Source organism: Xenorhabdus beddingii, assembly GCF_002127545.1.
GTDB classification, from domain to species: domain Bacteria; phylum Pseudomonadota; class Gammaproteobacteria; order Enterobacterales; family Enterobacteriaceae; genus Xenorhabdus; species Xenorhabdus beddingii.
The window spans coordinates 1-14,793 of sequence record NZ_MUBK01000039.1; the positions used below are offsets into that span (position 1 = coordinate 1).

Sequence of the window (14,793 nt, forward strand, 5' to 3'; positions counted from 1 at the left end):
ATGACGGGAACAGCCACGGTTTGACGCCAGCCAACCTAACCGTTAATATTCTTTTCTACAAAAACGATCCATCGCCTGTCAGGATCGCCTTCGGGTGGCAAACAAAAACTCCCGTAGCCTGAAAGGGAGAGCAATATTGCGGTACATCTGCACACTTTTGGAAGCAGATATCGTTGGACACATAACCCACCGTCTGACGATGAAAGTTTTTTAAACTAAAAAAGATCTCAGAAGGGTGTTTTTATATTGTCATCCAAGTGCATTGAGCGTTGGATCGTGCACTTATTTTTTATATCGAAATCAAACTCTATTTTCAGTTGTCATTTTATCTAATGAGCAACTGCCTGAACGCGATTTTTATGGCGAACCGATTTCTTCATCATTTTTTGAATCGACGATCAATGAAGTTATCGCTAAACGGATGGTGAAAAAGCAGCAGATGCAATGGAGCCAGCAAGGTGCGCATGACTTACTCCAGACACTCACGGCGGTACTGAAAACCCAGTTTGAGCACGGGTATCCGGACCTGAAATTAGGTGACGAAACGGAGCCTTGTTGGACAGAAGCGGTTGCGGCATAAATACCCCACAGTTTTTTATGCTTTCCGTGATCAGCACTGTCATATTATTACTTAGTCGAACTCAACTGCACCACTGATACAATCGACTACATCACCGGAGATCCAAATTCCGTCTTCGTCTGAAGTAACATAAATCCAGCCATCCCGTTCAACACATTGCCCTTGTCTGGCGATATAATTTGCAGGTAATTTTCCATTCGAGATCAACCATTGAGCAATAGTTGCATTCAGGCTACCAGTCACCGGGTCTTCTGTAGATATTGAACAGCAAAAGCCTCTAACCTCCAGGCTGGCCTGATTTTCTTCAGGATAAAGTGCACACAAACCAATCTCATAGCCTTTCAGTTGTGCATAATCAGGACGTATTTCCAAAAGTTTATCGACTGATTTAAGTAAAATACCAAGCCAACCAGGGCCATTGTCTATCCACTGACACGATTCGACATCATCAGAATTAATACCAAGCCCTTTCAAGACAGTTTCAATTTCATTATCAGCAACATCGCCTGTTCTCATTAGCGGAGGAGCCATAAATGCCAGTCGTCCGTTGACTTGTCTGATAGTAATCAGGCCCGCTTTACATTCCTGAATAATAGTCTTCTTATCTGCTTGCCCAGTCATTTTCTGCCATACATAGCATGATCCTAGTGTCGGGTGTCCAGCAAAAGGTAATTCACCTGCAGGAGTAAAAATTCTGACTTTATAGTCTGCATCAGGATGAGAGGGTTCAAGTAAAAATGTGGTTTCACTCAAGTTAGTCCATTTGGCAAATTGAAACATTTGCTGTTCACTCAAGTTGTCTGCACCGAAAACGACAGCCAATGGATTACCCTGTAATTTTCTATTCGAAAAAACACTAACCTGTTCAAATAAGAATTTCATCATTCACCATGTTTGTATGTCATGTTTTATATTTTAGGGAGGGAATGCGTTTTATTATCTTCGCCGATGTCCATCACTATTTCCTGCAACTGGATGTTATAAACCATGATTCGGTAAATGTGTATACTTTTCTCTACCTTTTTATAGGGTTTGGGGAAATTTCAATAGAAATACACATTGAGCTAAGTGTTTCATCCTCATAAAAACATCAGATAAATATTGCTTGATCTCAAGTTAACTTAAGGTTTTAGAGTATGTCCATTAACCCGTGGTAATAAACAAGGAGAATAATAATGTCATTGGAAATGGTTACTGCTTATCGTAAATCAAATGCACTATTTGCGTTTGTAGACAGCAAAGTCCCATTATATTTAAGTACCTAAGAGGGTAAAACCGTGGAGCAAATTGCTCAGCTATGATTACGGATTGGTATTTTTAAGCATGAATGATAGTATCCGTATCATTTATACTTAAAACAATCAAGGAGTCACAGGATGTTACCAATTCAGACAGTGATAATTCCCTTCTGATTAATTCTATCATTAATATATTAATTAGAAGGGAAAAACATGAATTACACAAAAGTAGATCTTGAAAAGTGGAACCGCAGAGAACACTTTACCCATTACCGCCATCGTGTTAAGTGTGGGTTTAGTCTGACGACTAAAATTGATATTACAACACTGTTGTCATCTTTATCGGATACACACTATAAATTTTATCCCGCCATGATTTACCTGATCACCAAAGTCGTTAATCAACATCCGGAATTCAGATTAACAATAAAAGAGGAGGAGTTAATCGTTTGGGACAGTGTGAACCCTATTTTTACTATTTTTCATAAAGAGACTGAAACATTTTCTGTATTGTGGACGCCTTTTTCACCGGATTTATCACAGTTTATGGCGAATTATCACGCTGATATTGAACGGTATGGTAGCGATACACGTCTTTATCCACAAGCAGAGATACCGAAAAATCACATCAATATATCATCAATACCATGGATAGGCTTTGATGGTTTCAACCTTAATGTTGTTGATATTACTGATTATTTAACCCCAATTTTCACAATGGGAAAATATCAGCAAGAGGGTGAAAAAGTATTATTGCCATTCTCGATACAAGTACATCACGCAGCCTGTGATGGTTATCATGTTGCTTTGTATATTAATGAATTACAGACCCTGTGTAATGGATCACTAATATAATAATCAGGCCACTCATTCTGAACCGTGCGGTGGTCTTTTTGTTAATCAAAAAAGCCTCTAACAAGAGGCTTTTCGAAGAATATTATATTTTCTTACCTTCATATTTACCAACATAAACGTTCATTCCACAAACGTATAATTTTTTAAAGCCTGTCAAATGCCATTTGATTCTATTTTCACTCCGTACATCAAGAAAAACAATCCCATCTTTAACAAGGTATTTAGTATATACACCATTGTTGTTTTCTATCGGGGAAGAATAGCAATTATTCCAGGGAATATCTGTGCTTGCCGATGCAGTTCCGCCAGTTAATGTCATGACAGAGGCTAATGCTCCACTCACAAAGAATTTCTTCAACATGAAAATCTTCCTTTTAAAAAATTGTAAATTATAGGTTATCAAATAATATTTTATAATGCGCGATAAATGTAAATTACCACTCGGTGGTTTTACCATTTCAAAATTTAGAAACGGTATATTTTTTTGTATTGAAAATTTAATTGGTTTTAGTTAAAAAAGTGGAATGTTCAATTAATTATGGAATAGGGGAAAAACCTCGTTAAAAATAACGAGGTTTTTCAGTGTCATGAAAATCCTTATTAAAAATAGGAACTTTGGTGGAGTTTTATATTTTTACTAACTTCTGTAGTGACCAGCCCACTTTCCGTTTCCACAATTATAAATAGGCCCTGTAAATGTCCATTTTTTTCCATATTTTTCAAATTTATTTGCGAAATTTTTATAAGGGTTAACAACCCACATACTATTTCCCACAGGATTTTGATCTTGAATCCAGGACCCTTCACAATAGAACGTTCTTCCTTCTGCTGATGCAGTCCCAATCCCAATCCCTGCGATTAATACTGTTGCTAATGCTCCGGCTGTTAATAATTTCTTGAACATACACTTTCTCCCATAATAATTTTATTATTTTCGGTTTAAAAAGATTTATTATTAAATTGCATTTTATCATGCGAGATAAATCTAAACCATCTTCAGATGGTGTGGCAATTTTAAAATTTATAAATAACCCATGAATTTATTTATGGATTAGAAATAGAACTTCCATTATCATAATTTATTATGAATAACAATGATCCTATTGCTAACGCTGGAGAATTAAATTGGTTATAATTGCAATCTGATAAATAGAATGATATTTATTCAGCATGTTTTGATTGTTATTTAACCATTAATTTCTTAAGGTTATCAGAACAACGTTATTCTAATAAAGATAAATCTAGATATTAAGGTGAAGGATATTATAAAAACAATGAGTACTATAATAAATTCTATTTTCCCTACAGCGCCGATATCACCGGTTATCAATATGCGACAACTCACCCGTGTTTATCAACACGGAGAAGAGGGGAAAATACCGGTTCTGAAAAATGTCACCGCACAAATTTATGCGGGTCAGAGTTGCGCGATTGTTGGCACATCGGGTTCAGGTAAAAGTACTTTACTGAATATTCTTGGTTTACTGGATAAACCCACTTCCGGAGAATATTTTCTTTGCGATGTCGATATGTCAGCAGCAGATGCTGATCTGCGTGCCAAAATGCGCAATAAAGAAATTGGCTTTGTTTTTCAGAGTTTTCATTTACTGCCCGGAATGACAGCAACGGAAAACGTCGCGCTGCCACTGCTTTACCGTAGTATTTCTGCTTCACAGGCGCATAAAATTGCCAGAGAAAAATTACATTTAGTGGGGCTTTCACATCGTTCTGAGCATTATCCGGCAGATTTATCCGGCGGGCAGCGGCAACGAGTGGCGCTCGCCAGAGCATTGGTTGGCGAACCGTCATTACTGCTGGCTGATGAACCTACCGGAAATTTGGATCACCAAACGGCAGAAGAAATTTTATCGTTACTCTCTTCCCTTCATACAGATAACGCAATGACGCTGGTCGTAATAACCCATGATGCGATGGTAGCGAACCATATGCAGCGTGAATTACGTATAGTTGATGGCCAGTTGCATGAAACCAGAGGTGTGGCAATTCATGCCTGATAAGCGTCAGTTCAGCAGCTATGGAATGCCTGCATTAATGATGTGGCGGGAAGCGTGGCGTAATTTAATCGCAACGGGGAGAAGCACTCTGCTTGCTTTATCGGGGATTGCTATTGGTTGTGCGTCTGTTGTGGCCTTTATCAATATCGGCCATAACACCACGCTTGCCGCATTAAAGGTGTTCAGCGGGCTTGATATCAATGTCATTACAACAAATTTTTATTCCTATAATCATGTCATTGATAGTGAAGCCATTAAAGTGGATGACCTGAAAGCGGCTATTCCCGGTTTGTCTTCAGTGGCACCGTGGATCTATTATCCTTCTCCTGTACGCTATAACGGAAAAACAGAAAATCTTATCCTGATCGGCTCCACGGCAGAACTTGACGAAGTTATGCAACTGCAACTTCGTTATGGCCGATTTATTTCCGATTATGACCAACAATCACCCTATCTGGTTATTGGCAATGAAGTTGCCGTTACCCTCGCTGGAGAAGATACATCCCGAATACTTGGCAAGCAGATCCAGATTGGTAATTATTTATGCACCGTGATTGGTATTTTCGATGTCAAAGGGAAAAATCCTATCTTTCCTTTTTCTCTGGATTCGGTGATTGTTGTCCCTATTAATGCCATGCGTAAAATATCACCACAGGCTAATCTGAATGGCATTATTTCCCGCTCGATAACAACCTCCTCGACAGAAACCGACGCAGAGAATTTGTTGACGTTCTTTAAGAATAAGTTTCCAGAGGCTGATATTGACGTTCGGGTTGCCCAGCAACTACTGAAAGGGCAGACGGAGCAAAGCAAAACTTTTTCTTTTATGTTGATAGGATTAGCGGCAATTTCGCTCCTGTCCGGCGGTATTGCCATTTCCAATGTAATGCTGATGTCTGTATCAGCCCGGCGAAAAGAGATCGGATTGCGTATGGCTTTAGGGGCAAGAATTCAGGATATCCGGCGACTGTTTTTGTATGAAACGGCTGTATTGAGTTTTTCCGGCGCAATTCTTGGTGCTTTGGTTGGGATCATTGTCGCTTTTCTTTTTGTCCTTTACTCCGGTTGGTCATTTTCTCTGGCGCCTTCATCCATTCCTTTGGGAATAGGAAGTTCAATCATAGTGGGACTTATCTCCGGTTTTTATCCTGCCCATAAAGCCTCTCAAATGGAACCCGTACAGGCATTACGTGATGATTAAAAAATATTTCCTTTATGGCTCGCTGACACTGTGTTTCTGCTTCCCTCAGACAGGGGGCGCTACACCTGAACGGTCAGTTTTACCAGAGTCTGATTATAACCTGCATCGGGAAAATTCAGGGGAAGTGATAGGATTGTCACTGAGTGACGCTATATCGCTGGGTTTACGGAATAACTATGCCATCCGCAGTGTTTATCTGGATCGTATCGCCCAGAAATTTGATTTGCGGGTAGCAGAAGATCGGTTTACACCGAAATTGCAGCTGAGCGGGCGTTACGTTGCCGGTAAGGATCAGGCGGCAACATTCAGGAAAGCTAACCTTTCTCCTAATGCAACATTACTCACCCCATTGGGAACCCGTTTCACGCTTTCATGGGCGCGCGAGTATCATCAGTCGGGAATAAACCGTCTTCACAATGATGGCGCAAGTATTACTGTGATACAGCCTCTTTTACGGGGAGCCGGAACCGATGTGAATAATGCGCCGGTCTTATTGGCAAAGTTACGGGAACAAACCAACCGCCTGAATTTAAAAGCAACAATTGCCGATTCCATCACGCAAATTATTTTGGCCTACCATGCGTTACTTCGTGCTCAGGAACAGCAGGCCTTATCTGTCGCTTCCCTTAAACGTATGCAGAAATTGGTGGAGACAAATAGGGAATTGATTGATGCCGGCAGAATGGCTCAGACAGATATTATACAGACACAGGCCGATCTGGCGATGCAGGAACTGTCGGCGAAAGAGGCTGAAAATAACGTCCATGCCGCAAAGCTGGCATTGCTTAAGTTGCTCGCCCTGAGCCTCAAAACATCCATCCATGCGACTGATACCCTGCAAGGTACTCATGTCAGTCTGAATATTGAACAATCCATTAAAAAGGCACAGGCCCAGCAGCCAGAGTATCTTACCCGGCTACTTTCCGCAAAAACCGCACATATTCAATTATTGCAGGCCAGAGATAACCGTCTTTGGGATTTATCACTGATTGGGGGAGCATCTCAGTATCGTTCATCCTCTTCTGACAGCCGAAACTGGGAAAATTATGTAGGAATAAAACTGGATATCCCAATTGGTGACATGACACAGCAACAGACAGAAGTTCAGGCCAGAGTTGATGTCCAGAAGCAGGCCTTACATCTGGAAGAAGCCAGAATAAATCTGGAACAACAAGTCACCAATGCTATCCGTGATACCGAATCACGCTGGCAGGAATATCTGTTAGCAATAAAGGCCAGCTCACTTTCACAAAAGAAACTTGAAATTGAGCAGGAAAAGTTACAGGCAGGGCGCTCCAGCAACTTTCAGGTGCTGAGTTTTGAAACTGACCTGAGGAACGCCGAAAATGCCCGCCTGAATACGCTTATCCAGTATCTCAATGCGCAGGCTGAACTGGATCAAATTCTGGGTGCAACACTGGAAAGCTGGGAGATAACGATTAATGAATAAAAAAGCAATGACTAAACGTTATCGTTGGGTTATAGCTGGCATACTTGTTGTCGTGGGCTGTTTTTCTGTCTTTTTGCCCTTTGGACATGTGTTTTCAGAAAAATCACCGGATCAGGCCCTGGTTCAGTGGATTGAAGTAAAACCGGCTCTGATAGAAAAACGATTGGACTTAGTCGGTACACTGCAATCCGGCCGTCTTGAGACCATACCTGCGCCATTTGAGGGAATTATCAAGCAAGTTTTGGTGAGAGAAGGGCAGCGGGTGAACACAGATCAGACATTAGTCATACTTGATACCCGAAAAATTGATATCGAAATCCGGCAGGCGCAGGTTGAGATGATTAAGGCTTCCTCTGTCGTTGAGCAATTACGGGACTGGGAAAACAGTCAGGAAGTGATCCGGGCCAGAAGGAACGTCGAGAATGCGAACCATCTGGTAATGGAACTGAAAAATAATCTCACCAAAACACAGGCACTTTTTTCACGGGGCATTGTCCCACGGATGGAAGTGGAAACCCTTGAGCAACAACTTCGCCGGCAACTTACGGAACTTGCTTCAGCGAAGGACGATCTTACATCTACCCGACAAAAAGGAAATACCAGTTATGTACAAGTTGCAGAGATGGAGCTTCAGAATGCAACAAGCCGCTATCAGGCGTTGCAGGAACAATCTGCTCATAAAGCAATCAAAGCCCCGTTTTCGGGTGTCATACTCAAGGCCAAAGAAGGGGAAAAGGGGAAACTCTTAACTGTTCAGACTGGGGTTCGGGTTACTGAAGGTATGCCATTACTGGAAATTATGGATACATCCCGGTATCAGGTATTAGCTCAGGTTGAAGAAGCCGATCTCACCAAACTCAAGGAAGGGCAGGCAGTAAAAATCAGTGGAGCGGGGTTTTCCGATCACCCTTTGGATGGAGAAATTGAAACCATTGCCATGCAAAGTGCGAACAACGACAAACTCGGCTCGGCTATTTATTATGATGTGGTGATTAACGTAACTTCATCCATGAACCCGAATTATCCCACTAGATCCGGTATGAGTGCCAAAGTCAGTATTGTTATTTATCACAATAAGCGGGGGATTGTTGTACCAGAGAAGGCGCTGGTCCGTGATAAGAATGGAAATTTAACTGTAATCTGGCGCCCGGATTTAAAAAGTCTGGCAACTCCTCGCCAGATAACCGTTGGTGAGGCGATGCCGGAAGGAATAGAAGTTCATGGGTTGGAAAAGGGCTTTATTACATTGACCCGTTGAAAAACAGTTATTATTTGACTTGGATTCGCCTAATAAGTGCAATTTCTAAGAAAGGCGGTCAGTTGCTATAGTAGGCATCTTTCTCGCCAAAGGAAAATGCACTATGGCCTATATGCAGCTGACCGAAATAGAAAGATATCAAATTTTCAGTTTAAAAGAAGCCGGTTTTACACAATGCTTTATTGCAACATCGCTTAATCGAGCCCCATCAACGATTAGCCGGGAATTGAAACGAAACCGGGAAGCACAAAAATACTGCCCTAAACAGGCCCAGCTTAAAGCCTCAGAACGCCGCCATACCGCTGTCAAAACAGTCAAAGTGACACCCGAGATAACCAAGTTGATTAAACAATTAGTTTGGCAAGATCTAAGCCCTGAACAAACAGTCGGTTATCTCAAAAGGGAAAATATCATCTCCTTGCATCATGAAACCGTTTATAGGTTGATTTACAAGGATAAAATTAATGGTGGTGATTTATGGCAGCATCTCAGGATAGCTAAAAAACCGTATCGTAAACGCTATGGAAGTCATGAACACAGAGGAAAAATCAAAAACAGGATCAGCATTGAAAAGCGCCCAAAATGGGTTGATAAAAAGCAGCGTATTGGTGACTGGGAAGGAGATACTATCGTTGGTAAATACCATAAAAGTGCATTATTAACATTAGTACTGTTCGGTCGAAATGGCTGTTATGGGCGAAAATGGTAATATTCGGGTCATGTAATACTGTTTGTAGCGTTTCCGGCATGGGAGCACCACTGGTAACGTCCCATACCTGAACAGGGTTATTGTTAACCGCCCATGCAAATAACATAATTTCCGCGTGTTCGCGTAGGCGTAAGTACCGTTTCTAATCGGGGTCTCACTGTAGGTTTCGAGGTCGAGCCAGAGAATATTATTATTCATAATCGTTAGTTTTAAATTGGTGAGGATTACATGGGAAGTTTAAAAGATTATGTCGATATTAAAAAATTAGTGATTACTGTTATTGTTGTGGTTTTCTTACTTTATTGTGCTATATCAGGGAACATAACGGGAGGAAATTTACTCGGAGGAAATGGTATTCCAACTAGAGAAAAAATACTTGCAACATATCCGATGTTTGAAGCCTTAAATAAAATTGATCCAGATAAGTTTGAAAGTTTATATAAAGAATTGGAGTCTATACCCCAAGTATGGCACAAGTCAGAAGCAAACAAGGCAGAATCAAATGAAGCTATATTAAAATTTATAGCCTCCATTAATGTATGGTTTGGTAGCAATATATCGACTCTTTTAAACTCCTCTTCTGATGAGGCTGTAAACAAATATGGTAGTCATTTAATTAAATCCCTTAGTATATTATTAAAAAATGATCCTACTGGTCTCCAGTGTTTCAACACCGTATACCCCGGCGTAATCGGTGAACTTGATGTATTTAAATTAAAAGATGATATTAAAGGAATAGCATACGAGAGAAACTATTTGAATAGTATTGCGGATTCTATAGCTCGCCATGATAAAATTGATAGATTGCCTGTTGAACAAATAGAAGAAGCATTATCCATCATCAATGATAAATTAGTCGAAAAATATGGTGATGCTTATTATATTGAAGACCCGCAAGAGCTAGCTAAACAACCTAGTTTAGTATGCAGAAAAACTCTAGATCTATTGAGAGAGGTGTTAGCATTAGACCCACATCTTTCCGCAGAAATTCTTCGTTATATGAATGAGCCGGAATAAGACCCTGTTTTTACTATAGCCCCGTGAAATACGGGGCATTCCTTACATTTAACCAGCAACCTCTGGCGGTAACCCACTTAACTCATTAAGTGCCTCACGACAAACGGCGGGGACTGGGGTGGCTTTCGCAATATCCTTCAGTATTAACTCGGCGGCTTCCGGCCATTCTTCCAGCAATCGTTTTACAGTACGTACTTTTAATAACGCCGCTTCTACATTATTGGTGATGGTTTCCCGTTGGTTTACTAATTCGTCGTGGCGTTTTTCCAGTCGCCTTGATATTGTTCGGTGGTATGGCTTTTGCTCTCCAGTTGCAAAGTGACAAGATAGCAGAATTGAAGAGGAATAAAGCCGAACTCAGTCAATCCCTATCTGAACAAGTCGCCATCAACACCACCCAGCAAGAGCGGATAAAGCACCTTGCAGAACAGGATGCAAAGCACTTATAGGTACTCGCCAATGCCAAGAGTAAAATCGATGAGCTGCACACTGCTTCTCTTGCTCACCCTGAGCGGGTGTACGTCAAAGCCAAGTGTCCAGTGCTTAAAACCCCTGCCCCCTCCGGCATGGATGATGCAACCCCCGCCCGACCTACAGACTCCGCTATCCGAAATTATTGGCTACTCAGAGAACGCATTGCCACCTCAGAGCAAATAATTCTGGGGTTGCAGGAGTATGTTAGGACGCAGTGTCGGTAAGCCTTGACAACTCAGGAACAAATACCAACACCATTACTATTAGCGTCGAGGGCTAGGGGTTCTGGCATGAGAACGCATTACATCTAATATGTCATCAAAATCTTCATTGGTTGGGTTATTGTACACTGGGCGTATTAGTGGAGCTGCTCGTGCTGGTGAAAGTGGAGTTTGCGGTGCAGATGGGGGTCTCGGCGCACCGGGAGGTTGTATGGACACTGGTGAACTTGGAGAAGATTGTGTAGATGCTTGAGGGCTTGTTGGTGTAGTGCTACCTAACAGAGAACGCAATGTTGGACTCTCTTGTCTAGCAGGTCTTGAATACGGAGTAGTAGCACGGGAGGATTGATGTTGCCTCTGATGCATCATTGGGCCGCCAGCTTGAGTACGGGAAAGACCCGAAGTACCCGATTGATCTCCTGTTGGTACATTCGATGGTTGAAATTGTGGGTTGAACCCAGAAGGGCCGGGTTGACTTCCAGAGGCAGATTGCCCAGCCAGTTGTTGAAGGTATCGATTGCGACTCACTAGCGTCGCCTGTTGTATTTGTTGCTGAAATTGCTGGTGGCTTTGCACAGGTTGCACATTCAAGCTACTGGGTTGAGGACTTCTTGATGGAGGCGAATCATCTCCAAATAGGAGTGACCTCAATGCTGGAAAATCTCCTTGGACAGGTGGTACTGTTGGGTTTCTCATTAGGCTTGAAGGTGCAGGATACTGCCGATCTAGTAGTGATGGGATTAAGGATTCCACTATTTTATCTCTATTTCTGGTATCACTATGTCCCCGCAATGCTTGTTGAACCCATTGATTTGCCAAAATCCCCGGCACCGAACTATCGTCTTGTGCAGACCTAACAATATCAATATAAGGTAATATGTATTGCGCATATGAATCAATGGTTACAGGTACTGGGTTTTGGGCATCCTGCCTTAGTCTGAATTCAAGCCTTTTCCGATTAGGAACAGAATCATACTTACTTTTGCGTTCAAAGCCTAAGGCACGTAAGTACAATGAATAATTACCAATTATATTATTTATTAATGTCTGGCAGTTATCCACTCTGATAATCAGGTTGGTTATTCCTGATGGTTCAACGTATTGCTGCAATGCATCCGTTCCATCTTGATTTTTGAGAGTTATCAACGAAAGAAATTTTTCAACTAGCGTGGGATTTAGAGTGGGATTCATAACCACCTCCAAAAAAACAACTTATTTGCAACAACACATAATCCCCTTCGCAACAAATAACAAGCGAATAATACTGAACAATTAGTACCCCTCTGAAACTAAAGTCAATATTTCTTTGCCCATTCCCTTGTGTGGCTAAAGGAATATCAATAACCCATGCTGCTGCTCCGTTCTCACCGCGTACCCAACGCACACGGATTGGCGGCATTTTTCTATTTAAGGAACCAAGACATGGCACAAAAGAAACTAACGCTCACTGATGAGCAAAAAGTTATCTTTGATGCCTTAACTCCATTACAGCAAAAATTCGCACTGGGTATCCTAAAAGGATTAAATCAGGTCGATGCTTATCGTAAGGCAGGAGGGAAGGCAAAAGGAGAATCAGCCCGAACTCAGGCGAGCCGAATGATAACATTTGATAACGTTAAAACTTTTCTCGATGCCATGAACCAAGAAGCCGTTTCCGATGCGGTTATGAGCCGTCAGGAAGCCCTAGAGCGATTATCTCACATGGGACGTGTTTCTATTCACGATATCGCCGACTTCCGTAACAGTCAGATAGGGGAAGACGAAGAGGGCCAGCCGGTTTTTCAAGCCGCATGGCAATTCAAAGATTCAAAACCCCGCCGCGCTGAGTGCCATCTCAGAACTGACTACCGGAAAGGACGGCATCAAGTTAAAACTCCATGACCCGAAAGCCGCGATTAAACAACTGGCTGACCAGCCGGTCAATGCGGGCGATTATCCGGCACAGCTTGGTACTCTTCGTTTCCACTTTAAAGGATATGAGGGGCAGTAGTGCAATCAACCGATGAAGCAGCTTAATGACTGGCTAGAGGAAGAGGTGATCCGGTTTGAACGCTATTCGTTGGAGACTGACGGAAACGACTGACTCCACCGTTGATGATATGGCCGCCTGCGGGGCGGTCTTTTTTTGCCTGAATGAAATGTAATTACACATGTAATAGTTGCATAATGAAACTTAAGGCTGGCATGGGGATTACACCCCGCCGCGCCTGCCCACTAAATGCAGTGTTTTTCATACAGTTGCAAGGGATCGTCCTAACAGCGCCCGGACTGGCGCTTGGCGGGGTGTGAGATCCTTTTTTTATCTTGCGGATTGGAGCGCGGGATGGGTGGTTTTATGCAAGAGGAAAATTGCTGCCTTTTGCTGACACACTGATACGAATCGTAGTCATCCTATTTAAGGAGATTTCCATGTCTTACTTTCTTAGACGTATTGATAGATTTCTTGAGCATGAAAGAAGTCAGGGAAGGAATTGGAAAAAGAGGAATGAAAATCAATTATATTATTCTGTCACTGGGAATTCACGTTATGAGTACCCTGTTGTATGGATTGCATTTCACGACCTACAGTGTAATGACCTAACTGATATAGTATATCAAACTGGCTCCAGTATGGGGTGTGTCTTATATCATCAAGGCGTTTGGAATCAACATAATGTAGTTAGTATAACGCACAACGTCAGAAACATGTCGGTTATTATTAATAGTATTGTCGAAAGTTGGCGTTAAAAAACGATGCTGATGGCAGGACTACTATCATATTCCCGCCTGTCAAAGGCGGGATTGATCGTCTTTCGTGGCATGTCACACCATCACAGTTTAACTTCATGCCAGCCCAAAGTAGCTCAACACGCAGACTCACCAGAGAAACAACACTCAGCCACAGGAAGGGGATCACCACATTTTCCACACTACCGCGCTGATAGTGCCTGCATTGTCTGACGTAACTCCGCCTCATCTTTGCGAATAAGTAACGTGAGGTATTCAACCACGCCATAAGGTTCGCGCCCCGGTCGTCCCAGCGCACAATTACGCTTTAGCCATGAAATTTACCACCGTGCATGAGGCAACCGACACAAAAACAGCTCTTCAAAATCCTCTCTTGGGTACTCCTTACGAAGCCGTGCGGTGGTTTATAAATTGGAAACTAACTTAGCCGCTCCTCAGGATGAAATATCCGGAAGATATGATTTTTTCCTAAATGTAATCAATCAATTGGATGATTACCAAACTGCGCTTACAACCCCACCTTTGTCATTTTTGCGCTAAATTTTCTCTTGTTCAGGGATGGATTGTCCGTCCCTTAAGACTAGTCTGAATTTCATCAAAACCATTATGTTTTCTGATCATATAAGTCGATTTTTCACTTATTTCCGTTCCCAATATCAGAGCAATCGACTTAAGAGCCTGCAAAACAGGGTTGATGAATGTTTATTAATTGCCGTTTTGTTGCCTATTTATAGTTAAATAAACCAGATACACGCCTAATTGGTCTGAATGTGATCGATTTGTTTGAAAATAGATCATATTGGACGATAATAGCCTTTCTTTAATTTCCTTCGAAATAGTTCATTAACGGTTAAGTATCTGATGGGTTCTATTATGGCAACGGTAACGCCCGGCAAGGCGATTGCAGGGTTGGCCGGATGGGCGGTATTCACCATTCAGCCGCTACAGGGTAAGCGTCCGGTGAACTCACCTTGTCCCTGCCATCAGGCGCGTGCACGCTACGGCTAATTTATCTTTCCTTTGGAGACTGAACCATGCGCCGTAACCG

General features: G+C 42.1%; 14 protein-coding genes and 6 pseudogenes. 16 read left to right on the plus strand and 4 right to left on the minus strand.

Features of this window, described 5'->3' with window-relative positions:
* Positions 1-358: 358 nt before the first annotated feature.
* Positions 359-580, plus strand: a pseudogene (locus Xbed_RS16965) (ISKra4 family transposase); the annotation flags it as partial.
* A 51-nt stretch (positions 581-631) separates the two neighbouring features.
* Here Xbed_RS16965 and Xbed_RS16970 read toward each other — a convergent pair.
* Positions 632-1,462, minus strand: a complete 831-nt coding sequence (locus Xbed_RS16970) for a PhzF family phenazine biosynthesis protein (RefSeq protein ID WP_086114036.1) — start codon at positions 1,460-1,462, stop codon at positions 632-634.
* A 569-nt stretch (positions 1,463-2,031) separates the two neighbouring features.
* Between Xbed_RS16970 and catA the strand changes: the two genes are divergently transcribed.
* The gene (gene catA / locus Xbed_RS16975; protein WP_086114037.1) at positions 2,032-2,673 is read left to right on the plus strand and encodes a type A chloramphenicol O-acetyltransferase; all 642 of its coding nucleotides are present in this window, start codon (positions 2,032-2,034) and stop codon (positions 2,671-2,673) included.
* Positions 2,674-2,755: 82 nt separating this feature from the next.
* Here catA and Xbed_RS16980 read toward each other — a convergent pair whose 3' ends face one another.
* Positions 2,756-3,034, minus strand: coding sequence for a hypothetical protein (locus Xbed_RS16980; protein WP_086114038.1), 279 nt, complete (start codon positions 3,032-3,034; stop codon positions 2,756-2,758).
* Between the two features lie 276 nt (positions 3,035-3,310).
* Positions 3,311-3,577 (minus strand): LCI fold-containing protein, encoded by a 267-nt coding sequence (locus tag Xbed_RS16985; protein ID WP_086114039.1) that lies wholly within the window; start codon positions 3,575-3,577, stop codon positions 3,311-3,313.
* A 370-nt stretch (positions 3,578-3,947) separates the two neighbouring features.
* Between Xbed_RS16985 and Xbed_RS16990 the strand changes: the two genes are divergently transcribed.
* The 6 genes and pseudogenes from Xbed_RS16990 to Xbed_RS17020 all read left to right on the plus strand — a co-directional run bounded on the left by Xbed_RS16990 (position 3,948) and on the right by Xbed_RS17020 (position 10,323).
* A complete protein-coding gene (locus tag Xbed_RS16990; RefSeq protein WP_086114040.1) occupies positions 3,948-4,688 on the plus strand; it encodes an ABC transporter ATP-binding protein in 741 nt (246 codons plus the stop codon).
* Positions 4,681-5,889, plus strand: coding sequence for an ABC transporter permease (locus Xbed_RS16995; RefSeq protein ID WP_086114041.1), 1,209 nt, complete (start codon positions 4,681-4,683; stop codon positions 5,887-5,889). The genes Xbed_RS16990 and Xbed_RS16995 overlap by 8 nt, the downstream gene beginning before the upstream one ends.
* Positions 5,882-7,339, plus strand: coding sequence for a TolC family protein (locus Xbed_RS17000; RefSeq protein WP_086114042.1), 1,458 nt, complete (start codon positions 5,882-5,884; stop codon positions 7,337-7,339). Before Xbed_RS16995 ends, Xbed_RS17000 begins: the two co-directional genes overlap by 8 nt.
* Positions 7,332-8,597: an efflux RND transporter periplasmic adaptor subunit gene (locus Xbed_RS17005; protein WP_086114043.1), complete on the plus strand. Its 1,266-nt coding sequence runs from the start codon at positions 7,332-7,334 to the stop codon at positions 8,595-8,597. The genes Xbed_RS17000 and Xbed_RS17005 overlap by 8 nt, the downstream gene beginning before the upstream one ends.
* A gap of 103 nt (positions 8,598-8,700) precedes the next feature.
* A pseudogene (locus Xbed_RS17010) lies at positions 8,701-9,267 on the plus strand (IS30 family transposase); the annotation flags it as partial.
* A 267-nt stretch (positions 9,268-9,534) separates the two neighbouring features.
* Complete coding sequence (locus Xbed_RS17020) at positions 9,535-10,323, plus strand: hypothetical protein (RefSeq protein WP_086114044.1); 789 nt, start codon at positions 9,535-9,537, stop codon at positions 10,321-10,323.
* A 48-nt stretch (positions 10,324-10,371) separates the two neighbouring features.
* Here Xbed_RS17020 and Xbed_RS20605 read toward each other — a convergent pair whose 3' ends face one another.
* Positions 10,372-10,659, minus strand: a complete 288-nt coding sequence (locus Xbed_RS20605) for an Nmad5 family putative nucleotide modification protein (protein WP_167371937.1) — start codon at positions 10,657-10,659, stop codon at positions 10,372-10,374.
* Here Xbed_RS20605 and Xbed_RS19795 point away from each other — a divergent pair.
* From Xbed_RS19795 to Xbed_RS20550, 8 genes and pseudogenes are all read left to right on the plus strand, one after another.
* Positions 10,617-10,772: a hypothetical protein gene (locus Xbed_RS19795; protein WP_167371935.1), complete on the plus strand. Its 156-nt coding sequence runs from the start codon at positions 10,617-10,619 to the stop codon at positions 10,770-10,772. The two genes, Xbed_RS20605 and Xbed_RS19795, sit on opposite strands and share 43 nt — an antisense overlap.
* Positions 10,756-10,902: pseudogene (gene rz1, locus Xbed_RS20610) on the plus strand (lysis system o-spanin lipoprotein Rz1); the annotation flags it as partial. The gene Xbed_RS19795 and the pseudogene rz1, both read left to right, overlap by 17 nt.
* Positions 10,836-11,021 (plus strand): annotated as a pseudogene (locus Xbed_RS17025) (lysis system i-spanin subunit Rz); the annotation flags it as partial. The pseudogenes rz1 and Xbed_RS17025, both read left to right, overlap by 67 nt.
* Positions 11,022-11,668: 647 nt before the next feature.
* Complete coding sequence (locus tag Xbed_RS17030; RefSeq protein WP_086114046.1) at positions 11,669-11,875, plus strand: hypothetical protein; 207 nt, start codon at positions 11,669-11,671, stop codon at positions 11,873-11,875.
* A gap of 565 nt (positions 11,876-12,440) precedes the next feature.
* Positions 12,441-12,716, plus strand: a pseudogene (locus Xbed_RS20615) (terminase small subunit); the annotation flags it as partial.
* Between the two features lie 3 nt (positions 12,717-12,719).
* A pseudogene (locus Xbed_RS20620) lies at positions 12,720-12,927 on the plus strand (terminase small subunit); the annotation flags it as partial.
* Between the two features lie 830 nt (positions 12,928-13,757).
* A complete protein-coding gene (locus tag Xbed_RS19800; RefSeq protein ID WP_208612265.1) occupies positions 13,758-13,958 on the plus strand; it encodes a hypothetical protein in 201 nt (66 codons plus the stop codon).
* Between the two features lie 660 nt (positions 13,959-14,618).
* Positions 14,619-14,753, plus strand: a complete 135-nt coding sequence (locus Xbed_RS20550) for a hypothetical protein (RefSeq protein ID WP_279625538.1) — start codon at positions 14,619-14,621, stop codon at positions 14,751-14,753.
* Positions 14,754-14,793: the final 40 nt, after the last annotated feature.